A 21,087-nucleotide genomic window follows, 5' to 3' on the forward strand; every position below is an offset into this window, starting at 1 on the left:
ATTCATGGTAGCACAGGGTATAAGGGTAGAAAAAGGCCCTTCCTTTGGGAAAATGTTCTCCCAAGGAAGGGCCTTACCGGGTTAAAAATCCACTCTGATGGGAAAATTCCGGAGAAGCTCGTAGGCGTTGCGGTACTGTCGGTTTGCCGTGTACCACTCCAGCACCCAGGGCAGGTGGAACGCAGCAAAGCTGATGGGGAGCTGAGTCTGGCAGTCCTGGAACACCTGTAAGAGCTGCGCCCCGTATTCCGTGTGGCGCAGATAGTCGGGATACTCCAGGCGGTAGCGCACCAGATGGCACATCTGTCTGCCCAGTTCCCAGTCCCAGTCCATCCCGTCTGCCTGGTCCAGGGCCTCCAAAGCCTGTTGGGTCAGCCCCAGCTTCTCACAGCACAGGGCCAGCTTGTGCAGGTCCATCACCGTGGGGTCGTCCACCGTGGAGAAATAGGCATAGGCATTCTGGTATTCCCCGCACTCCAGGTATCCCGAAGCCTGATTATAGGCGATGCTGCGCAGAATGCTCTCATCCCCCAGGGCCTGGGCCAGTCGCCGTGCCACCCGGTACTGCTCCTCCATCTGCTCCAAATGGAGCTGGTTGCAGTAGCAGTTGCCCATATACAGCTTGGCAAGCAGCATCAAACGCACATACCCCTGCTCACTGGCCCGCTGGTAGGCCTGGCTTAGGCACTCCACGGCGGCGGTGTAGCTGTCCCCCCGGACATAGCGGTCCATCCCTGCCCGCAGCCAGGTATAGGCGCAGGGGTACAGGTCCAGCGCCTCCTGGTAGCGCTCCTGCTGCACCCGCCACAGGGCCAGCTGGCGGCGGTCCAGATACTCCTCCAGTCCGGTGTCCTCCATGGGCTGTTCCGGGTGAACAAAGCCCCGCAGCACTGCCACATCCAACCCATAGGGGCTGCTTGCCAGCCGGGGCCCCTGGGCATCAAACTCCGGGGCCAGATCACCAGGGTCCTCTGGGTCGCAGGACAGCACCGCCTCATAGCAGCGCTCCACCCACTTCTCCCCCACTTCCATGGTCTCCTGGTCCTCGTACCAGGGCACCTCCAGCCGCTCCAGCAGCAGGCGTATCACATCCGGGCTGCCCTCCGCCTTGCCCTGCTCGATTTTGGAGAGGTAGGACACAGTGCAAATCCCACGGCACAGCCCCTCCTGGCTCCAGTCCCGGCGCAGGCGCTCGCCCCGGATGACTGCCCCCGCAAATAGGCGATTACCGGGGGTCTCCATCGTACACCGCCCGGCTGCCTCCGATGAACTTGGGCCGGGTGCGGGCGCACAGCAGCAGCCCCTCCCCGATGTGGTCCAGGCTCAGGCGCACGGGCACCGCCACGTCTTTCAGGTGCATCCCGATGAGGGTTCCGCCAATATCCAGGCCGCCGTGGGCCCGGATGTGCTCCACCGCCACGGGGTGCTCAAAGTTCTGCCAGGCGGTGGTGGCAAAGGAGCCTCCCGCCTTGGGCTGGGGCACCACGCACACCGGCTCATAGCCGTATTTCTCTGCACATGCCGCTTCGATGATCAGGGCCCGGTTTAAGTGCTCGCAGCACTGAGCGGCCAAAAAGATGCCCTTATCCTGCACCACAGGCCAAATCCCTCGAAAGATAGCCTGGGCAGTCTCCAAGCTGGAGGCCTTGCCAATGTGGCCCCCCACCACCTCAGAGGAGGAACAGCCCACCACCAGAATCTGGCCGGAGGTCATGCCGGACACCTCCAGCAGTTCACAGACGGCCTGACGGCTCTGCTCTTCCATCTGTTCCAAGGTCCACGCCATGTCTGTCACCTCACAAGTTGTAGAGTTTGGAGTATTTCTCCGTGAGATAGTCGGTGTACACCGTGGGGTCGAAGTCCCCGCAGGCCTGCTGTACCAGCTCCTTGGGGTCCAGCATACAGCCATAGCGGTGGATTTTCTCAGTGAGCCACCCGGTGACCTGGCTCAGGTCCCCTCGGGCCACGCTGCCCCACACATCCACGTCCTTCTCCATGTTGCGCAGCATCTGGGCCCCGTAAGCGCTGCCCAGGGCATAGGAGGGGAAGTAGCCGATCATGCCGCCGGACCAGTGGGAATCCTGCAAGCAGCCGTGGGTGTCGTCGGGCACGTCCACCCCCAGATACTCCTTATACAGTCGATTCCACTCAGCAGGCACGTCCTTCACCGCCAGGGTGCCGCCGATGAGCTGCTTTTCCATCTCATAGCGCACCATCACGTGGAGGCAGTAGGTGAGCTCGTCAGCCTCAGTGCGAATGAGGGAGGGCTGGGCCATGTTCACCGCCCGGTACATCTGCTGGGCGGTCACGTCGGAGAGCTGCTGGGGGAAGAACTCCTGCATCTTGGGGAAGATGGCCTCAAGAAAGGGCAGGGAGCGGCCGATGATATTCTCATAGAACCGGGACTGGCTCTCGTGGATGCCCATGGAGGCCCCGCCGGTGAGGCAGGTGTAGTCATAGTCCGGGTTCACGTCCAGCTCATACCGGGCATGTCCCCCCTCGTGGATGACGGAATACATGGAGCTGGCTACGTCATTCTCCAGGTAGTGGGTGGTGATGCGCAGGTCCTGGGTGTTGAAGCCCAGGGTGAAGGGGTGCTCGGTCTCCCCGATGGCGCAGTGGCCCCGGTCCAGGCCCATGACCTCCATGAGGTAATCGGAGAACTTCCGCTGGTCCTCCACGGAGTAGGTACGGTGGAGGAAGCTGACATCGGGCTGCTCCTTCTCCCCCACGGCATGGATGAGGGGCACCAGCTTGTCCCGCACCGTGGCAAAGAACTGGTCCAGCTGCTCCATGGTGATGCCACGCTCATACTCGTTGAGCAGGGCGTCATAGGGGGCCTTGTTGGGGTCATAGTACCCGGCAAAGCGGCGGTTGTAGTCCACCACTTTCTCCAGCAGAGGAGCAAAGAGGGGGAAGTCGTTGGTCTCCTTGGCCCGGTGCCATACATCCTCGGCTTCGTTGATGAGCATGGCATACTCCATGTACTCCTGGGCGGGGATGCGGGAGAGCTGGCGGTACTCCCGGGTGAGCAGCTCCACCTGGCGGCGCTGCTCGGCGGTGAGCTGCTCCCCGGCCTGGGCCAGGGTCTCCAGCATCTCCCCCACCTTGGGGTCAGAGAAAATCTTGTGCTGCTCCCCGGCCAGAATGCCCAGGGCCACCCCACGGCCAGCGGCGGTATCCCGGGGGGCCACGGTGACCCCGTCTAAGTACAGAGAGGACTGGGCTACCGTGTAAGCGTACAGCTTTTTTTGCAGCTGCTCCAGCTCGTCCATGGCCTGTTGAATTTCCATAACCATCATTCCTTTCATATAAGCCCTCCAGAACAATTCTGGAGGGCTTAGACTGTAAAAACCTCATATCTATGCAAGAAAGTCAGAGCGTCTTGTGTTTGAAAAAAGCCCTCGGCAGAGTTTTCCCATCCGAAGATGGGAAAATAAATTAAAATCCGTTTTTTTCGGGGACATGCGCATCGAAAAAAACACTTCTCAGCCCGCCAGTGTGGCATCGGGTCGTCCTTTGACCCGATGATGCATGCAGCGGGCTGCATCCACTCGAAAAAATGCTTGCATTTTTGAGAATCTTAGATGTGTAGTTGTGCGTGGCAGTCCTCCACCAGCCGCCGGGCCACAGCCAGACCACGGGGCGACAGCCCTCCGTCCACGATGCGGATATCGCCCCGCCACAGTCCGGTGCGGCGCAGCCAGTGCAGCGCCCGCACCCCCTGTTCCAGCCCCTCCCCGTCCCCGTGTCCGGTCAGGGAGACGGTGAGGTTCAGAGGAACCGGGAGCAGCAGCCGCCCCAGGAGAAGCCAGCACAGGGCCAGCAGCCCAAAGGCCGCCAACAGGCCCAGCACCGTAAAGGCCAAATACATTCCCATGACCATCCACCACCTTTGTGGCATTCTATGCCCAAAGGTTGGGGGTGGTCACAGAAAGCGTTCCTTAAAAGAGGCTTTTCACGCCGTAGGAGAGAATGCTGATGATGAGTCCGGCGGACAGCACGCCGCCCGCAATGGAGGGCATGGCCTTCTTCAGGCGCATGTCCAGGAAGGCGGCCACCAAGGCCCCGGTCCAAGCTCCGGTGCCGGGCAGGGGGATGGCCACGAAGATGGCCAGGCCCAGATACTGATACTTCAGCACCGAGGCACTTTTCAGGTGGGCCTTCTGCTCCATCTTATCCACCACGCTGTTGAGCCGGGGCATATGCTGGCGCATGAACATAAAAATACGCCGGATATACACCACGATGAAGGGGACGGGGATCAGGTTCCCGATTACCGCCGCCAGGTAGGCTGCCCAAACCGGCAGACCCGCCGCCACGCCAAAGGGAATGCCTCCTCGCAGCTCTACCACAGGGATCATAGACACCAACAGCGTGAGGATGAACTCCCCGTTCAGGTCGGTGGTGAGCCATTGCATCAAATCCATTCTTTTATTCTCCTTTATTTGCTTCTAAAATCTTTTTCAGGTAGCGGCCCGTGTAGCTCTCCGGGCACTGGGCCACCTGTTCGGGGGTGCCGCAGCACACCACCGTGCCGCCCCCGGCGCCCCCTTCGGGGCCCAGGTCGATGAGGTAGTCGGCGGTCTTGATGACATCCAGGTTGTGCTCGATGACCACCACGGTGTTGCCCGCCTCCACCAGCCGCTGGAGCACCTCCACCAACTGGTGCACGTCGGCGGTGTGCAGGCCGGTGGTGGGCTCGTCCAGAATATAGATGGTGGACCCGGTGGAACGCTTGGCCAGCTCCGTGGCCAGCTTCACCCGCTGGGCCTCACCGCCGGACAGGGTGGTGGAAGGCTGGCCCAGCTTGACATAGCCCAGCCCCACGTCCATGAGGGTCTGGAGCTTGTTTTTCAGCCGGGGCAGGTTCTCAAAGAAGCCCAGGGCCTCCTCCACCGTCATCTCCAGCACCTCGTGGATGTTCTTGCCCTTGTAGCGCACCTCCAGGGTCTCTCGGTTGTACCGCTTGCCCTTACACACCTCACAGGGCACATAGATGTCCGGCAGGAAGTGCATCTCAATCTTCAACAGGCCGTCGCCAGCGCAGGCCTCACACCGGCCGCCCCGGACGTTGAAGGAGAAGCGGCCGGGCCCATAGCCCCGGCTCTTGGCGTCGGGAGTGGAGGCGAACAGGTCCCGGATATCTCCAAACAGCCCGGTATAGGTGGCGGGGTTAGAGCGAGGGGTGCGGCCAATGGGGGATTGGTCAATGTCAATGACCTTGTCCAAAAACTCGATGCCCTCGATGCCGTCGTGCTTGCCCGGCCGGGCCTTGGTGCGGTTGAGCTCCGCCCCCAGCCGCTTATACAAAATCTCGTTGACCAGAGAGGACTTACCGGAGCCGGACACTCCGGTCACCGCAATGAAGGTGCCCAGGGGGAAGTCCACATTGATGTGGCGCAGGTTATGCTCGGCAGCACCCAGCACCCGCAGCACCTTGCCGTTGCCCTCCCGGCGATGCTCCGGAACGGGCACTTTCTTACGCCCAGACAGGTAGTCGCCCGTGATGGAGCCGGGGGTGTTCATCACCTCTTCGGCGGTGCCGCAGGCCACCACCTGGCCGCCGTGGACGCCGGCTCCGGGGCCGATGTCGATGATATAATCGGCAGCCCGCATGGTGTCCTCGTCGTGCTCCACCACAATGAGGGTGTTGCCCAGGTCCCGCAGGTGCTTCAAAGTGCCCAGCAGCAGGTCGTTGTCCCGCTGGTGCAGGCCGATGGAGGGCTCGTCCAGGATATACAACACCCCCATGAGGGAGGAACCGATCTGGGTGGCCAGACGGATGCGCTGGCTCTCGCCGCCGGACAGGGTGCCCGCCTGACGGCTCAGGGTCAAATATTGCAGACCCACACTCTTCAAAAAGCCCAACCGCTCCCGGATTTCCCGCAAAATACGGTCGGCAATCATCATCTGGGTCTCGGTGAGGGTGATGGTGTCCAGGAAGGCCAGGGCCTCGTCCACCGGCATCTCACAGAACTGGTGGATGGAGATGCCGCCCACCGTCACCGCCAGAGACTCGGGGCGCAGCCGCTTTCCGTGGCAGTCGGGACAGGGGGACTCGCTCATGCACTCCTCAATCTCCCGCTTCATGGCATCCGACTGGGTCTCCTTATAGCGGCGTTCCAGGTTGTTGATGATGCCCTCAAAGGGCTGGTACAAAACTCCCTTGCCCCGAGGCTGGTCGTAGTGAATGGTGAGCTTTTCGCCCTTGGTGCCGTACAGAATGATGTTGAGCACCTCGGGGGTGAGCTTTTCAATGGGGTCGGTGAGGTTGAAGTGGTATTTAGCAGCCAGGGCCTCAAAGTACATCCGGGAAATGCCGTCCGACTTGATGTTGTTCCATCCGGAGGCGGAGATGGCCCCCTCCAGAATGGACAGGCTGCGGTTGGGGATGATAAGGTCCGGGTCCACCTTCAACTGCGCCCCCAGGCCGGTACAGGTGGGACAGGCGCCGAAGGGATTGTTGAAGGAGAACATGCGGGGGGTGAGCTCCTCAATGGAGATGCCGCAGTCCTCGCAGGCGTAGTTCTGGGAGAACACCAGGTCCTCGTCCTCCTGCACCAGGTTGATCAGCACCACGCCGCCGGACAGCCCCGTAGCCGTCTCCGCCGAGTCGGTGAGACGGCGGGTGATGTCCTCCCGGATGACCAGGCGGTCCACCACGATCTCAATGTTGTGCTTTTTGTTCTTCTCCAGCTTGATCTCTTCGGACAGGTCGTAGAGGGCACCATCCACCCGCACACGGACGTAGCCGGAACGGCGGGCGTCCTCCAGCACCTTGGCGTGTTCGCCCTTCTTGCCCCGGATGACGGGGGCCAGCACCTGGAGCCGAGTGCCCATGGGCAGGGCCATCACCTGGTCGATGATCTGGTCAATGGTCTGCTGGTGAATCTCCTTGCCGCACTTGGGGCAGTGGGGGGTGCCCACCCGGGCCCACAGCAGACGCAGATAGTCATAAATCTCCGTCACCGTGCCCACGGTGGACCGGGGATTTTTGGAGGTGGTCTTCTGGTCGATGGAGATGGCGGGAGACAGGCCCTCGATATAGTCCACATCCGGCTTCTCCATCTGGCCCAGGAACATGCGGGCGTAGGCGGACAGGGACTCCACATAGCGGCGCTGGCCCTCAGCGTACAGAGTCTCAAAGGCCAGGGAGGATTTGCCCGACCCGGACAGGCCAGTGAGCACCACCAGCTTGTCCCGGGGAATCTCCACGTCAATGTTTTTCAGGTTGTTCTCTCGAGCGCCCTTAATGAGAATACGGTCGATCATATTGGATCTCCTTCAAGTGTTGGGCTGGGTTCAGCAGCCAAATTCCTTTGCCACGTCACGGAGCATCTCCCGGATGGGCAGCTCGTAGGGACAACGGGTCTCGCAGGCTCCACACCCCACGCACTCCCCGGCGTGATGGTCCAGAACCATGTACCGCTCCACGGCCCAGTCCACCAGGCCGTAACGCCGGGCGTAGTTGGCCATGAGAAACTGAGAGGGAATGTTGATGCCCACCGTGCAGGGGGCGCAGTAGCCGCAGCGGCGGCAGAAGTGAGTGCCCAGCTCGGCCCGGATGCGCTGGCATTCCTCCAGCTCCTCCTGGGTCAAGGGGGCGGACAAATCCACCTGGGCGTTGCGCTGCACCTCCTCCACGCTGCCCATACCGGGGATGGACACGTCCATGACCCCAGAGGCGGCAATGAAGCGCAGAGCCAGGTTCCAGTCGTCCAGGTTACCCCCCGCCATGGGCTTCATGGCGATGGTGCCAATGCCCTTTTCCCGGGCCAGGGCCAGTACCTCATGGCCCTGCATCTCCACGATGTTGTAGGGGAACATCACCGTCTCGATCTGGTGGGCGTGCTCCTCCACCAGCAGGCGCAGGGCTTCCAGGGAGTGGGCGGTGGCTCCAATGTGGCGGATTTTCCCCTCTGCCTTGGCCTGGGCCAGGGCCTCATAGGCCCCGTCGGGGCCAAAGACCTGGTCAAAGTCCTTCAAGGGCAGGTTGTGAATCTGGTACAGGTCGATATAGTCGGTCTGAAGGTTTCCCAGGCTGATGCCAATGTCCTTCTCCATAGCCTCACGGCTGCGGGACATAGACTTGGTGGCCAGGATGAACTTGTCCCGGCGGCCCTTCAAGGCAGCACCCAGATATTCCTCAGATACCGTGTAGCCCCGGGCGGTGTCGATGAAATTGATGCCGAACTTCTCCAGCTCGTCCACCACCGCCAGGGTGTTGGCGGCGTCGGAGCGCTGGATGGGGATGCCGCCAAAGGAGATGGCGGACACCTTCAGTCCGGTGTTACCTAAGGTTACCATGTTCATAGTTGTACTCCTCTATTCTTCCACAATCACGTCAGCCGTGGTGGCTCGCACCAGGTCCAAAATAGCCTGGGGTGCCACCTCCACCTGAAAGCCGATCTTCCCGGCGGACACATAGATGGTGTCCTGGTCCAGGCAGCTTTGATGGAACACGGTGGGGAACTGCTTTTTCATCCCCACCGGAGAACAGCCGCCGTGGACATAGCCCGTGAGGGGCAGCAGTTCACGGCTGGGCAGCATGGCCACCGACTTCTCCCCCACCGCCTTTGCAGCTTTCTTCAGGTCCAGTGTGGCAGCCACCGGGATGTCAAACACATAATATCCCCCGGAGGCCCCACGGGTCACCAGGGTTTTGAACACGCAGGCAGGGTCCTGGCCTAAACTCCGCGCCACACTCACCCCATCCGGGGCAGTCTCCCCGTCGTGGGGATAGGTGTGGCCCTGATAGGGCACCTTTTTCTGTTCCAGAACCCGCATGACGTTGGTTTTTTCCTCTTTCTTCTTTGCCATGGTATTGATTCAGTCCTTCTCTTTGAGACGAATAATCTGATCACGCAGCTGAGCGGCCAACTCGAACTCCAACATGCGGGCCGCTTCTTTCATTTCCTTTTCCAGGCGGGCGATGGTGGCCTTGCGCTCGCTGTCGGTCAGCTTGCGGGAGCGCTTGGCGGTCTCCTCGCCCTCCTGGGCCACCGTCATCAGCTCCCGCACCGACTTGTGCACCGTCTTGGGCACAATGCCGTGCTCCTGATTGTAGGCGTCCTGGATGGAGCGGCGGCGCTCCGTCTCGGCAATGGCCCGAGCCATGGAGGGGGTCACCGTATCGGCGTACATGATCACCTGGCCCTGGGCATTTCGGGCGGCACGGCCAATGGTCTGGATGAGGGCGGTCTCGGAGCGCAGGAAGCCCTCCTTGTCCGCATCCAAAATGGCTACCAGGGACACCTCGGGCAGGTCCAGACCCTCTCGCAGCAGGTTGATGCCCACCAGCACGTCGAACTCGCCCAGGCGCAGGTCCCGGATGATCTCGGTGCGCTCCAGGGTGTCGATGTCGTGGTGCATATACCGCACCCGGATGCCCGCCCCTTTCAGGTAGTCGGTGAGGGTCTCCGCCATTTTCTTGGTCAGAGTGGTCACCAGCACCCGCTCGCTCTTCTGAGTGCGCTGGTTGATCTCCCCGATGAGATCGTCCATCTGTCCCTCGATGGGCCGCACCTCCACCAGGGGGTCCAACAGACCTGTAGGCCGGATGACCTGCTCCACCACCTGCCCGGACCGGGTACGCTCGTACTCGCCGGGGGTGGCGGAGACGTACACCACCTGGTTGAGCCGTGTTTCAAACTCGTCAAACTTCAAAGGCCGGTTGTCGTAGGCACAGGGCAGCCGGAAGCCGTAGTCCACCAGGGAGGTCTTTCGGGCCCGGTCGCCGTTGTACATGGCCCGCACCTGGGGTAAGGTCACGTGGCTCTCGTCAATGAAGAGCACAAAATCCTTAGGAAAATAGTCCAGCAGGGTGTGGGGCGGGGAGCCCACCGGGCGGCCCTCAATAACCCGGGAGTAGTTCTCAATGCCCGAGCAGTACCCAATCTCCTGCATCATCTCAATGTCGTACATGGTGCGCTGCTTGATGCGCTGGGCCTCGATGAGCTTGCCCTCCGCCTCAAACTGGGCCACTCGCTCCTCCAGTTCCTTATAGATCTCCTGGATGGCGGCATCCATCTTCTCCTTGGGGGTGACGTAGTGGGTGGCGGGCCACACGGGGATGTTGTTCAGCCGCCGAATCACCGACCCGGTGAGGGCGTTGACCTCACTGATGCGGTCGATCTCATCCCCGAAGAACTCCACCCGCAGAGCAGTGTCCTTCCAGTAGGCGGGCCAAATCTCCACCGTGTCCCCCCGGACCCGGAACATGTTTCGCTCGAAGGCGATGTCGTTGCGCTCGTATCGGATGGACACCAGCCGCTTCAACAGCTCCGGGATGGGAATCTCCATCCCCACCCGCAGGGAGACCATCATGCTGGCAAAGTCCTCCGGCTCGCCCAGGCCGTAGATGCAGGACACGGAGGACACCACGATGACGTCCCGCCGCTCCAACAGGGAAGCGGTGGCGGACAGGCGCAGGCGGTCAATTTCCTCGTTGATGGCCGAGTCCTTCTCAATGAAGGTATCCGTGTGGGGAATGTAGGCCTCCGGCTGGTAGTAGTCGTAGTAGGAGACAAAGTACTCCACGGCGTTGTTGGGGAAGAACTCCTTGAACTCGGCACACAGCTGGGCGGCCAGAATCTTATTGTGGGCCAGCACCAGGGTGGGCCGCTGCACCGCCTCAATGACCTTGGCCATGGTGAAGGTCTTGCCCGAACCGGTGACGCCCAACAGGGTCTGCTCGTCCAAACCGTTTTCAATGCCCTGGGCCAGAGCCGCTATGGCCTGGGGCTGGTCCCCGCTGGGGGTGTATTCCGATACCACTTCAAACCGATTCATCCTTCCACCTCTTCCCTTTCACGCTCAAACGGTCAAATAGCCAGATTCCCGCATGGACACCATCTCGTCCTCGGCGATGACGAAATGGTCCACCAGGCACACGCCCACCTGCCGCAGCAGCTGGGCCAGGTACTTGGTGGTGTGCACGTCCTGGGCCGAGCACATGGCAATGCCCGAGACGTGGTTGTGGGCCAGGGCCACCCGGGTGGCTCCGCAGGCCAGCGCCGCCTCCACCACCTGTCGCCCGGTGACCTCCACCTGGTCGGGCACGCCCTCCCCCAGCTTGCGGCAGGAGATGAGCTTCTGTTTCCCGTCCATACACACCACGTACACCATCTCGTTGCGGGCCCCGAAAAACAGGGGCATCAGCAGCTCTTTGAAGTGCCAGCTGTCGGTGAGCTGCCCCTCAAAGCTGGAGCGCTCCTCCAAATATCGCCCCGCCAGGGCAGGCATGAGGTGGATGAGGGTGGCAGTATTCTCCCCTATCCCCTTCACCGCCAGCAGCTGCTCCCGGGTGGCGTTGAACACCCCGGCCAGAGAGCCGAACTGTTCCACCAGTTCATGGGCCAGCGGGTTCACATCCCCCTGGGGGATGGAGAAAAAGAGTAACAACTCCAAGGCCCGATGGTCTGGCATCCCTGCCAGACCACGGGCCATGAATTCCTGTTTCACCCGTTGACGGTGCCCTTGGTGCACGCCGCCGGGTTTCTTTTTGGAACTGGAGTCCGCCACGCCCATTAGCCCTTGGCCCCGTAGGTGGCCAGGTACTCCTCCATGCGCTCCAGCATGGCGTCGTCAATGTACACCTTGCCGTCCACAGGCTTGTTGTGCAGGCACTCCATCACGTCCCGGATGGTGACGATGGGGTAGACCTGAATGCCGTAGTCCTCCCGCAGCTCATCCAGGGTGGTGCACTCCCGGGTGCCCCGCTCCATACGGTCCACGGAGACGAACAGGGCGTCGATGTGCACATCGGCCACATGCTTGAACAGCTCGATGGACTCCCGCACGGCGGTACCGGCGGTGACCACGTCCTCGATGATGGCGATGTGGTCCCCGTCCTGGGGCTTGTAGCCCACCATGGAGCCGCCCTCACCGTGGTCCTTGGCCTCCTTGCGGTTGAAGCAGTAGGGCAGGTCCCGGTCATAGTTGCGGTACAGAGAGGCGGCAGCGGTGACCGCCAGAGGAATGCCCTTATAGGCGGGGCCAAAGAGGGCGGTGATACCCTCGGGCATGTGCTCCTGAATGCAGGCGGCATAGTAGTCGCCCAGTCGGGCGGCCTGAGCGCCGGTCTTGTAGTTGCCGGTGTTGACGAAATAGGGGGTCTTACGGCCAGACTTGGTGACGAAATCGCCAAAGGTCAACACGCCAGAGCGCACCATAAAGTGAATGAATTCCTCGCGGTAGTTCATATTCATGCATCCTTTCTCTGCTTTAGGCATTAATCGCTATATTATACCATTCTAGTCTGGTTTTCTCAAGAGGTTCCCGGTTATTTCCCCTGTCAAACCCTCCGAATTTTTGGGCTTATCCCTCCTGGGTTTTCGCCGTGTCGTAGACGTCCTGCACCTGGTCCAGGCGCTGCCGGAACTCCTCCACCGCCCAGGCGGGCGAGAGCACCTCCACCTGCGCCCCCAGCCCGAACAACCAGCCCCAGAAGGGCGGGCTCACCACCAGGTCCAGCGTGACGGTAAAATGCTCCTCATCCTGGGGCACCAGCATGATATCCTGTCCAAATCGATCCAAAAACACTCCAGCCAGGGGCGCCGCACACCGCAGCCGCAGCTGGCAGGGCCGTCCGGCATACATGCCGAAGTGGCGGCGGGTGTACCCCTCCAGGTCCCAGCTGCCCCGGTCCCGGCCCCGCTCTGGGGTGAGGGTGATGTCCGTCATCTTGTCCACCCGGTAGTGGCGCACCTCCTCCCGGTCATGGTCCCACCCGGCCAGATAGTAGTTCTCATTGTCCCAAATGAGGCCGTAGGGGGTCACCTGATACTCCGCCCCGCCCCGGCGGAATACCCGTTCCTTGTTCATATTCATCTCAAAATAGTGAAAGGAGATCACCCGATTGGCCCCGATGGCCCCGTGGAGGCGGTCCACATTGTAGAAAATGCTCTCGTTCATGGTCTTGATGCGCCGGTCCACATACACCTGGCGCTGGAGCTGCCGGGCCTGGTGGACGGAGGCCAAAGACTCCAGCTTGCCAATGAGGGCGCTGCTCTTTTTCTGGGTGAGAAAACGGCTGGACTGCACCGCATCCACCAACAGCTTCAGCTCCGCCAGCTCAAAGTCCCGCTGTCCAATGAACCAGCCGCCGCCCACTCCTCGCCGGGTCTGCACGTCCAACCCCAGCTGCCGCAGCTGCTCCATGTCGTCGTAGATGCTCTTGCGCTCGGCGGGGGCGTTCCACCGCTCCAGCTCCTCCTGGAGCTGGCCCAGGGTGAGAGGGTGCTCCTCGTCGCTGTGCTTTTGCAAAAAGCGGGCCAAAACCATCAATTTTCGCTTCTGATTGGTCCCCTTTGGCATAGTCTTCCCTCCTTTTTTGGAATAGTATACCACAAACAAAGTCCCGTTTATAGGACTTTCTGTGAGGATAGAAAAACAGACGCCGTCCTGTGATGACAGCGTCTGTTGCAAGCTCTCAAGAAAGCCAACGTCCATATCAACGGACAAAAGCCCTCGGCAGAGTTTTCCCGCCCGCAGGCGGGAAAATCAATTGAAATCTCGTATTTTCCCAGGACATGCGCATGGGAAAATACACTTCTGGAGCCCGCCAGTGTGGAATTGGGTCGTCCTTTGACCCAATGATGCATGCAGCGGGCTGCATCCCCTTCGAGAAAATGCTGGCATTTTCGAGAAATAACGTTTACCATCCCTTGCGCAGCACGTCTTCCACCTGCTGCAGCTGCTCCACAGTGTTGACCCCCAGCATCTCCAGGGGAGAGCAGGTGTCACACAGAGCCACCTTGCCCCCAGCCTGGGCGATGAGGGCGGGCACATCAGTGAGGTAATACTCGCCCTGGGCGTTGTCGGTGGTGAGCTTGTCCAGCCAGGCCAGCAGGTCTCCCACCCGGAAGACATAGGTGGCCACGTTCACCTCGGTGATGGCGGCCTGCTCGGGGGTGCAGTCCTTGGCCTCCACAATGGCGGCAAAGGTACCATCGGGGTTGCGCAGGATGCGGCCATAGTTGCCGCCCTCCTCCAGGTGGGCGGAGAGCATGGTGCAGGCGCAGCCGCTTTCCAGATGGGTGCGGATGAGGCTCTCAAAGGTCTCACGGCGCATCAGAGGGGTGTCCCCACAGCAGATGAGCACGTGGCTGTCCGGGTCGGTGAGCAGCGGAGCGGCGTAGCGCACCGCGCCGCCGGTGCCGTTGAGCACCTCCTGCTCCACGCTGGGATACTCGGGGAACCGGGCGCGCACCTTATCCCCCATCCAGCCCACCACCAGAATGGTGTCCTCCTTGGGGAGGAAGTTCAGAGACTTCAACACGTAGTGCAGCAGAGGCTTTCCATCCGCCTCCCGCAGCACCTTGGGCAGGTCGATGCCCTCGGTTTGCAGCCGGGTGCCCTTACCCGCTGCCAAAACCACTGCTTGAATCTTTTCTGCCATGGGAATCACGTTCCTTTCTCTCGTTATGCGCCCGCCAGAGCCTGCTCCACGTCGGCGATGAGGTCGTCCAGATCCTCAATGCCCACGGACAGCCGGATCAGGTCGGGGGACACCCCAGCGGCCACCAGCTCCTCGTCGTTCATCTGACGGTGGGTGGAGGAAGCAGGGTGGAGCACGCAGGTTTTAGCATCTGCCACATGGGTAGCGATGGAGCACAGCTTCAGCCCGGCCATAAACTTCTCGGCGGCAGCCCGTCCGCCCTTGACGCCAAAGGACACCACGCCGCAGCTGCCGTGGGGCAGGTACTTCTGGCCCAGGGCATAGTAGGGGTCACCGGGCAGGCCCACATAGCGCACCCACTCCACCTTCTCGTGGTTGGACAGGTACTCGGCAATGCCCTGGGCATTGGCGCAGTGCTTGGCCATGCGCAGAGGCAGGGTCTCCATGCCCATGCCCAGCAGGTAGGAGTTCATGGGGGCGGGGGTGGCGCCCAGGTCCCGCATCAGCTGCACCACGCACTTGGTGATGTAAGCGCCGCCCTGGCCGAAGGCCTGGGTGTACACCAGACCGTGGTAGCTCTCATCGGGGGTGGTGAGGCCGGGGAACTTGTCCGCGTGGGCCTCCCAGTTGAAGTTGCCCGAGTCCACAATGGCGCCGCCCACGGCGTTGGCGTGGCCGTCCAGGTACTTGGTGGTGGAGTGGGTGACAATGTCAGCGCCAAACTCAAAGGGGTGGCAGTTGGCGGGGGTGGCGAAGGTGTTGTCCACAATGAGGGGCACCCCGTTTTTGTGGGCCACCCGGGCGAACTTCTCAATGTCCAGCACCACCAGGGAGGGGTTGGCGATGGTCTCGCCGAACACGGCCTTGGTGTTGGGGCGGAAGGCGGCCTGGAGCTCCTCCTCGGAGCAGTCGGGGTCCACGAAGGTGAAGTCGATGCCCATGCGCTTCATGGTCACTGCAAACAGGTTATAAGTACCGCCGTAGATGGTGGCAGAGGACACCACGTGGTCGCCAGCGGAGGCGATGTTGAACACAGAGAAGAAGGAGGCAGCCTGGCCAGAGGACAGGAGCATGGCAGCAGAGCCTCCCTCCAGCTCACACAGGCGGGCGGCCACGGCGTCGCTGGTGGGATTTTGCAGCCGGGTGTAGAAGTACCCGGAGGCCTGTAAATCAAACAGCTTTCCCATGTCCTCGCTGGTCTCATAACGGAACGTGGTGGACTGGATGATGGGAATGTTGCGGGGTTCTCCGTTTCCGGGCCGATATCCGGCGTGGAGACAGCTGGTATCAAATTTCATGGGAACGCTTCCTTTCTAAACGGTAGGGTAATCTTTGTTATTTTAGCATAGTGAAGTAACCCTGTCAACTCAACTGGGGTCTGGGGAGGGCTGGCTGGACGGGGTGGGCTGAGTGACCAAAATATCGCCGTACCACTCCAGCGGCTGCCCCTCCACCAGGATCTGAACCTGCTCCACATTTTCCAGGCTGCACAGGGTGTTGACCAGGGAGTCAAGGACCAGCTGCTGCTGCCACTCCTCCTGGGGAACCTGTTCCAAAAACACCCCGGACAGGTCCACATAGCACACCCTGCCCTCCTGGCGGGCGGAGAGCACCTTGAGGTCAGCGGGCAGAATCCGCTCCAGCCCCTCGTCCTGGGGCCCGGCAATGAGGGCTTCCACCACCACCTGGGCCACCGAATCGCTCTCAATGAGGCGGAACACCCGGAACTCAAAGCCCAGTTCCTGGCTGTCCTTTCTCTTAAAATGAAGGGCGGCGGTCACTTCCACCGGCTCCTCCTCCGCCCCGGTAAACATCACATCTTCCGCGGTAAACACCTGTCGGTCCCGGTAGGGCAGCTGGCTGCCGTTGGCAGTGATGCACACCTCCTCCACCCCCTCCAGCTGGGTGAGGGTGAGGGTGATGCAGTAGTCGGCCATGGTCAGCTCAATGCCCACCAGGTCTCCATAGGGCCAGGACAGGTCCACGGTCACCCGCTTTCCGTCCTGCTGCCACTGCTGCAAATCGGTGCCCTGAGGGAAGGGAGAGACCAGCTCGCTGTCCTCCCCTGGCCCCTCCAGCAGGGCCTCCATGAGGGCGGGCACCGTCTGTTCCCCGGTGTACGGAACGGACTCCAGGGCGGTGGTGGCATTGTCCCAGTGGTCCAAATCGGCGGTGTACCACAGGCTGAGGCCGCTCTGGCTCTGGTGGCCACCGCACCCCATTAGGGAGGCCAGCAGCGCCGACCCCAGGGTCAGCGCCCATACTCTGCGCCCTCTCATAGCTCCTCTCCCCCTTCCTCTACAATGCGGGGGAATCGGGCGGTGAACCGGGCTCCCACCCCGTCCGGGCCCCGCTGGGCCATGATATCGCCGCCGTGGAGGCGGGCGGTGTCCCGGGCGATGGACAGCCCCAGACCAGTGCCCCCCGCCTCTCTGGACCGGGCCTTGTCCACCCGGTAGAAGCGGTCGAACACCCGCAGCAGGTCCTCCTCCGGGATGCCCACTCCGGTATCCTGCACCGTCAGGGTAATCCAGTATTCCTCCCGGGCCACCTCTACGGTGACAGAGCCCCCGGGCTGATTGTACTTCACGGCGTTTTCCATCAGATTAAAGGCCACCTGGTACAGGTCGTCCTGGGTGGCCAGCACCATACAGTGGGGCTGGAGCTGATACCGCAGCTCCACCTGGGCAGAATGGGCCAGGGGCAACAGCATGTGCCCCACCTTTTCCACCACCTGGCCCACGTCCACCGGCACCCGCTCCCGCTGGAGTCGGGCATCCAGGCGGCTGAGGGCCAGCAGGCGCTGGCTGATGCGGGTAAGCCGGTCGGCCTCCTCCCCGATGTCGGAGACGAACTCCCGCACCGTCTCCATATCCACCGAGCTATTTTGCAAAATGGAGTCGGCCAGCAGCCGAATGGAGGCCAAGGGGGTTTTCAGCTCGTGGGAGGCATCCGAGACAAACCGCCGCCGCACCTCCTCAATGGTCTGCAAGCGGTCGGTGAGCTCGTTGAACTCCATGGCCAGCTGAGCCATCTCGTCCTTGCCCTTGACCTCGATGCGGTGGTTGTACTCGCCCTCCCGCACCGAGCGGATACCACCCAGCAGCCGGGAGGTATTGCGGGTGAGAGCTTTGGACAGAATGAGGGCAGCCACCAGGGCCACCACACAGATTACCACGGAGATGTACCGCAGGGTGGACTGGATGGACAGCAGCACCTCCGCCTGCTCCGTGTCGTATTCATAGAGGTACACCGCCCCCAGGGTGACACCACGGTACACCGTGGGGACGGCCACACGGGTGCGGAACGCCCCCTGCCGATACTCGGACCGGCACACGTCCTCCCCCCGCAGGGCCTTGACCACCTCGGCGGTGATGGCATAGTCTCCGGTACGCTTTTCCAGGGTGGAGCTGTCATAGAGGATGAGTCCGGACTCGTTGGTCACCAGCACCCGGGTGCCCTGCATGTCGTCCAGCAGCTCCATGGCCTGGGCCACGCCGTCCTCGGTGAGCACCTCCGACACCGCCAGGGCGCTGCCGATGGCCAGGGCTTGCCGTTTCAGTGAGGCCTCCTTGGCTGAAAACACCATATTCTGGGCCATAATCAAAGGGTAGGTGTTGAGCACCAGCACAATGGCCACCACCAACAGCAGATAGGTGGCCACATACTTGCCCTGTAGGCTGTGGAAAAAGGGGACCTCTCCCGCCTTGACCTCCCGATTCTCCCGGCGGGCCCGCTGCCGCCACTGCTTGAACACCTGTCTCATGGGCACTCACTGCTCAGGTAGTAGCCCACGCCCCACTTGGTGAGGATGTGGGTGGGGTTGGCGGGGTCGGGCTCCAGCTTCTCCCGCAGACGGCGGATGTGCACGTCCACGGTGCGAAACTCTCCCACGTACTCGTAGCCCCACACCACATTCAGCAGATTTTCCCGGCTGTACACCCGGCCGGGATTGCGCATGAGCAGCTCCATGAGGTCAAACTCCTTGGCGGTGAGCTCCACCGGATGCCCGTCCCGACGGGCCACCCGCTGGTCCAAATCCAGGGTAATGGCCCCGTGAACCAGGCAGTTGGTGTGCTTTTTCTGCTGGGTAGAGGTGCCAGCCCGGCGCAGTAGGGCCCGAATCCGGGCCTTCACCTCCAAAATGTTAAAGGGCTTGGTGATGTAGTCGTCGGCGCCGCACTCAAAGCCCATGATTTTGTCCGCATCCTCGCCCTTGGCGGTGAGCATGATGATGGGCACATTGGAGAACTCCCGTATCTTCATGCACGCCTGCAAGCCGTCGATTTTGGGCATCATCAAATCCAAAATAATCAGGTCAAACCGTCCGGTCCGGGCCAGCTCCACCGCCTCTTCCCCGTCGCTGCCGGTCTCCACCTCATATCCTTCATTTTCCAAGTTAAATTTGATACCCTTCACCAGCAGACGCTCGTCGTCCACCACCAGTATCTTGGGCATGTCATTCCCTCCCTCTATTACACCGCAATCAAATCCAACAGGGTCTCCATCATCTTCTCGCTGATGCCCGGCACCTCAATGAGGTGCTCCGGGTACTCAAAGGGGCCGTGGATATCCCGGTAGCGCACGATGGCTGTGGCCAGCGCTGGACCGATGCCGGGCAACTCCTCCAGCTGCTCCCGGGTGGCCAGATTGATGTTCACTTTGCCCCGGTCCAGTCCGGCAAACTCCACCCCGGACTGGGGGCCTGGGCGCAGCTCCAAGGTCTCGATGCGCCCCTGTCGCATGAGCCAGATGGACACCGTGGCCAGGAGCATCCCGCACAGCACCAGGCACAGGATACGGCCTATGTACTTCATGCCGGAACCTCCTCTTTTTTCCCGTGGCTTTGGTTGCGTTTTCGTCCGATTTCTGCTATAGTATTTCTGCTGCAGCAGGGCTTAGCCCGTCGTCTGCCCCCACATTATAACATAGATGATTGGAGAATCCTATGAAAAAATACATTCGTCGCGCTGCGGCTCTGGCCACAGCTCTTGTTCTCACCCTTTCTCTGTGTCTGCCCGCCGCCTTTGCTCTGGACGACCCGCAGCCCCACTGCACCGCCGCCATTGTGGTGGACGGGGACAACAACGAGGTCTTGTATGACTACAACGCCTACGAAAAACGCTACCCCGCCTCGGTCACCAAGATCATGACCACCCTGGTGGTCCTCCGGGCCATTGACGCCGGAGAGCTCACCCTGGAGACCCAGGTAACAGCCTCCAAAGAGGCGGTGACCCTGCCCGAGGGCAGCTCCACCGCCGGCATTGTGGAGGGCGAGGTGCTCACCATCGAGCAGCTGCTGTACTGCGATCTGGTGCCGTCGGGCAATGAGGCCTGTAACATTCTGGCCGAAGCCCTGTGCGGCTCGGAAGAGGCCTTTGTGGAGCGCATGAATGAGACTGCGGAAGACCTGGGCATGACGGGCACTCACTTTGCCAACCCCCACGGTCTCCACGATCCCGACCACTACACCACCGCCTATGACATCTACCTCATGGCCTCCGCCGCCATGGAGTACGAGATTTTCCGCGAAATCGTCTCCACCCCCACCTACACCCTGGAGCCCACCAACATGGTCTCGGAGCCCCGGATTCTCCACAGCACCAACGCCCTGATTAGCAACTGGTATGTGTCCGGCGTGACCTACTCCAAGGCCATCGGCATCAAGACCGGGTACACCGAAGAGGCAGGCCGCTGTCTGGCCTCCGCCGCCACCGACGAGCAGGGCCGCACCTTCTACTGCGTGGTGCTGGGCTCGGAATACGCCCAGGACGAGTCGGGCAACTGGCATTTCTACTCCTTCAGCGAGAGCTCTCGCCTGCTGGAGTGGGCCTTTGACAACTTCACCCGCACCACGTTGCTCAGCGAGACCTCGGAGAACGTCATCCGGGAAGTCCCCGTCACCCTGTCTGCCGACACCGGCCACGTGTTGGTCCAGCCCGTGGGCTCCATTGAGGCCACGGTGCCGGAGTACGACCCCGCCAAGGCAGAGCTGAAAATGGACCTGCCCGAAAGTCTGGAGGCCCCCATCCAAAAGGGACAAGTGGTGGGCAGCGTCTCCCTGGTCTACAACGGCATCAACTACGGCTCTCTGGACATGGTGGCCACCGATGATGTGGCCCGCTCGGACTTCCAGTACACCATGAAGGTCATCTCGGACACCTGGGCCCTGTGGTGGGTGAAACTGCTGGTCATCCTGGCCGTGGTGCTCATCCTGGCTCTGGTGGTGTACCTGATCTTCATCCGGCCCATGCGCCGGGGCGGTCGTCGTCGGTATGGCTACACCGGTCCCCGCCGTGGGGGCGGCTATAAGGGCCGTCGGAGATAATTCCAGCTATTCATGATTTTTTCATAATTTCGTTTCAATTTGGACAACACTTTCCCGGCCAAGTCTGGTATTATCATGGTGTCAGGAAGAAAGACACCAGACATTTTCAAAATCCTCCCTCTCTCTTTTCTCTTTTCAAGCAAACCCCCTCCGGTCGCCCAGCCGGAGGGGGCTTTCCTTTGTGCGAAAAGGCGCAGACGCTTCTCGCACATGCACATTCACAGTTCCTTCATAAAAGATTCGTATTTTATCCATCACTCCCCCATGGGGGTCTGCTATGATATGCGTGTCAGGAAGAAGTGAATATGCTTTCATTGAACATCCTCCCTCTCTCTCTTTTCTCTTTCAAACAACA

19 protein-coding genes are annotated in these 21,087 nt (G+C 61.3%); 1 reads left to right on the plus strand and 18 read right to left on the minus strand.

The window, feature by feature from the left end; all coding sequences use genetic code 11:
• Nucleotides 1–81: 81 nt before the first annotated feature.
• From B5F22_RS04395 to B5F22_RS04480, 18 genes are all read right to left on the minus strand, one after another.
• Nucleotides 82–1,242 (minus strand): helix-turn-helix transcriptional regulator, encoded by a 1,161-nt coding sequence (locus B5F22_RS04395; RefSeq protein ID WP_087391305.1) that lies wholly within the window; start codon nt 1,240–1,242, stop codon nt 82–84.
• Entirely contained in the window at nt 1,226–1,786 is a 561-nt protein-coding gene (locus B5F22_RS04400) for a TIGR01440 family protein (protein WP_087391308.1), read from the minus strand. The genes B5F22_RS04395 and B5F22_RS04400 overlap by 17 nt, the downstream gene beginning before the upstream one ends.
• Before the next feature lie 10 nt (nt 1,787–1,796).
• Nucleotides 1,797–3,293 carry a carboxypeptidase M32 gene (locus B5F22_RS04405; RefSeq protein ID WP_087391339.1) on the minus strand — a complete coding sequence of 499 codons (1,497 nt, stop codon included), beginning with the start codon at nt 3,291–3,293 and terminating at the stop codon, nt 1,797–1,799.
• Nucleotides 3,294–3,583: 290 nt separating this feature from the next.
• Nucleotides 3,584–3,880, minus strand: coding sequence for a hypothetical protein (locus tag B5F22_RS04410; RefSeq protein ID WP_087391311.1), 297 nt, complete (start codon nt 3,878–3,880; stop codon nt 3,584–3,586).
• 64 nt (nt 3,881–3,944) lie between these two features.
• Entirely contained in the window at nt 3,945–4,430 is a 486-nt protein-coding gene (locus tag B5F22_RS04415) for a small multi-drug export protein (RefSeq protein WP_343223924.1), read from the minus strand.
• Nucleotides 4,431–4,434: 4 nt separating this feature from the next.
• Nucleotides 4,435–7,275 carry an excinuclease ABC subunit UvrA gene (uvrA, locus tag B5F22_RS04420; protein ID WP_087391314.1) on the minus strand — a complete coding sequence of 947 codons (2,841 nt, stop codon included), beginning with the start codon at nt 7,273–7,275 and terminating at the stop codon, nt 4,435–4,437.
• Nucleotides 7,276–7,305: 30 nt separating this feature from the next.
• Nucleotides 7,306–8,316 (minus strand): aldo/keto reductase, encoded by a 1,011-nt coding sequence (locus B5F22_RS04425; protein WP_087391316.1) that lies wholly within the window; start codon nt 8,314–8,316, stop codon nt 7,306–7,308.
• Between the two features lie 12 nt (nt 8,317–8,328).
• Nucleotides 8,329–8,823 (minus strand): Cys-tRNA(Pro) deacylase, encoded by a 495-nt coding sequence (ybaK, locus tag B5F22_RS04430; RefSeq protein ID WP_087230963.1) that lies wholly within the window; start codon nt 8,821–8,823, stop codon nt 8,329–8,331.
• A gap of 9 nt (nt 8,824–8,832) precedes the next feature.
• The gene (uvrB, locus tag B5F22_RS04435) at nt 8,833–10,794 is read right to left on the minus strand and encodes an excinuclease ABC subunit UvrB (protein ID WP_087230966.1); all 1,962 of its coding nucleotides are present in this window, start codon (nt 10,792–10,794) and stop codon (nt 8,833–8,835) included.
• A gap of 24 nt (nt 10,795–10,818) precedes the next feature.
• Nucleotides 10,819–11,466, minus strand: a complete 648-nt coding sequence (locus B5F22_RS04440) for a JAB domain-containing protein (RefSeq protein ID WP_242955059.1) — start codon at nt 11,464–11,466, stop codon at nt 10,819–10,821.
• Between the two features lie 65 nt (nt 11,467–11,531).
• The gene (gene pyrE / locus B5F22_RS04445; RefSeq protein WP_087370023.1) at nt 11,532–12,206 is read right to left on the minus strand and encodes an orotate phosphoribosyltransferase; all 675 of its coding nucleotides are present in this window, start codon (nt 12,204–12,206) and stop codon (nt 11,532–11,534) included.
• Nucleotides 12,207–12,321: 115 nt separating this feature from the next.
• A complete protein-coding gene (locus B5F22_RS04450) occupies nt 12,322–13,320 on the minus strand; it encodes a WYL domain-containing protein (protein ID WP_087391319.1) in 999 nt (332 codons plus the stop codon).
• Nucleotides 13,321–13,660: 340 nt separating this feature from the next.
• On the minus strand, nt 13,661–14,404 hold the full coding sequence (locus tag B5F22_RS04455) for an NTP transferase domain-containing protein (protein ID WP_087230978.1): 744 nt from the start codon (nt 14,402–14,404) through the stop codon (nt 13,661–13,663).
• Between the two features lie 23 nt (nt 14,405–14,427).
• Nucleotides 14,428–15,702 carry an O-acetylhomoserine aminocarboxypropyltransferase/cysteine synthase family protein gene (locus tag B5F22_RS04460; protein WP_087391322.1) on the minus strand — a complete coding sequence of 425 codons (1,275 nt, stop codon included), beginning with the start codon at nt 15,700–15,702 and terminating at the stop codon, nt 14,428–14,430.
• 69 nt (nt 15,703–15,771) lie between these two features.
• A complete protein-coding gene (locus tag B5F22_RS04465; protein WP_087391325.1) occupies nt 15,772–16,683 on the minus strand; it encodes a GerMN domain-containing protein in 912 nt (303 codons plus the stop codon).
• Nucleotides 16,680–18,170, minus strand: a complete 1,491-nt coding sequence (locus B5F22_RS04470; RefSeq protein WP_087230987.1) for a HAMP domain-containing sensor histidine kinase — start codon at nt 18,168–18,170, stop codon at nt 16,680–16,682. The genes B5F22_RS04465 and B5F22_RS04470 overlap by 4 nt, the downstream gene beginning before the upstream one ends.
• Nucleotides 18,167–18,862, minus strand: a complete 696-nt coding sequence (locus tag B5F22_RS04475) for a response regulator transcription factor (protein WP_087230990.1) — start codon at nt 18,860–18,862, stop codon at nt 18,167–18,169. The genes B5F22_RS04470 and B5F22_RS04475 overlap by 4 nt, the downstream gene beginning before the upstream one ends.
• Nucleotides 18,863–18,879: 17 nt before the next feature.
• A complete protein-coding gene (locus B5F22_RS04480) occupies nt 18,880–19,221 on the minus strand; it encodes a helix-hairpin-helix domain-containing protein (protein WP_087391328.1) in 342 nt (113 codons plus the stop codon).
• A 131-nt stretch (nt 19,222–19,352) separates the two neighbouring features.
• Between B5F22_RS04480 and B5F22_RS04485 the strand changes: the two genes are divergently transcribed.
• A complete protein-coding gene (locus B5F22_RS04485; protein WP_087391331.1) occupies nt 19,353–20,732 on the plus strand; it encodes a D-alanyl-D-alanine carboxypeptidase family protein in 1,380 nt (459 codons plus the stop codon).
• The last annotated feature ends 355 nt before the right edge of the window (nt 20,733–21,087 follow it).

Source organism: Pseudoflavonifractor sp. An187, assembly GCF_002160275.1.
GTDB lineage: Bacteria > Bacillota > Clostridia > Oscillospirales > Oscillospiraceae > Enterenecus > Enterenecus faecium.

Coding starts and splice junctions, on each gene's coding strand:
- B5F22_RS04470 (WP_087230987.1), bottom strand. CDS start 18,170: ATGAGACAGGTGTTCAAGCAGTGGCGGCAGCGGGCCCGCCGGGAGAAT.
- B5F22_RS04455 (WP_087230978.1), bottom strand. CDS start 14,404: ATGGCAGAAAAGATTCAAGCAGTGGTTTTGGCAGCGGGTAAGGGCACC.
- B5F22_RS04415 (WP_343223924.1), bottom strand. CDS start 4,430: ATGGATTTGATGCAATGGCTCACCACCGACCTGAACGGGGAGTTCATC.
- B5F22_RS04480 (WP_087391328.1), bottom strand. CDS start 19,221: ATGAAGTACATAGGCCGTATCCTGTGCCTGGTGCTGTGCGGGATGCTC.
- uvrA (WP_087391314.1), bottom strand. CDS start 7,275: ATGATCGACCGTATTCTCATTAAGGGCGCTCGAGAGAACAACCTGAAA.
- uvrB (WP_087230966.1), bottom strand. CDS start 10,794: ATGAATCGGTTTGAAGTGGTATCGGAATACACCCCCAGCGGGGACCAG.
- B5F22_RS04400 (WP_087391308.1), bottom strand. CDS start 1,786: ATGGCGTGGACCTTGGAACAGATGGAAGAGCAGAGCCGTCAGGCCGTC.
- B5F22_RS04465 (WP_087391325.1), bottom strand. CDS start 16,683: ATGAGAGGGCGCAGAGTATGGGCGCTGACCCTGGGGTCGGCGCTGCTG.
- B5F22_RS04395 (WP_087391305.1), bottom strand. CDS start 1,242: ATGGAGACCCCCGGTAATCGCCTATTTGCGGGGGCAGTCATCCGGGGC.
- B5F22_RS04475 (WP_087230990.1), bottom strand. CDS start 18,862: ATGCCCAAGATACTGGTGGTGGACGACGAGCGTCTGCTGGTGAAGGGT.
- B5F22_RS04460 (WP_087391322.1), bottom strand. CDS start 15,702: ATGAAATTTGATACCAGCTGTCTCCACGCCGGATATCGGCCCGGAAAC.
- B5F22_RS04485 (WP_087391331.1), top strand. CDS start 19,353: ATGAAAAAATACATTCGTCGCGCTGCGGCTCTGGCCACAGCTCTTGTT.
- B5F22_RS04410 (WP_087391311.1), bottom strand. CDS start 3,880: ATGGGAATGTATTTGGCCTTTACGGTGCTGGGCCTGTTGGCGGCCTTT.
- B5F22_RS04425 (WP_087391316.1), bottom strand. CDS start 8,316: ATGAACATGGTAACCTTAGGTAACACCGGACTGAAGGTGTCCGCCATC.
- B5F22_RS04450 (WP_087391319.1), bottom strand. CDS start 13,320: ATGCCAAAGGGGACCAATCAGAAGCGAAAATTGATGGTTTTGGCCCGC.
- B5F22_RS04405 (WP_087391339.1), bottom strand. CDS start 3,293: ATGGAAATTCAACAGGCCATGGACGAGCTGGAGCAGCTGCAAAAAAAG.
- pyrE (WP_087370023.1), bottom strand. CDS start 12,206: ATGAACTACCGCGAGGAATTCATTCACTTTATGGTGCGCTCTGGCGTG.
- ybaK (WP_087230963.1), bottom strand. CDS start 8,823: ATGGCAAAGAAGAAAGAGGAAAAAACCAACGTCATGCGGGTTCTGGAA.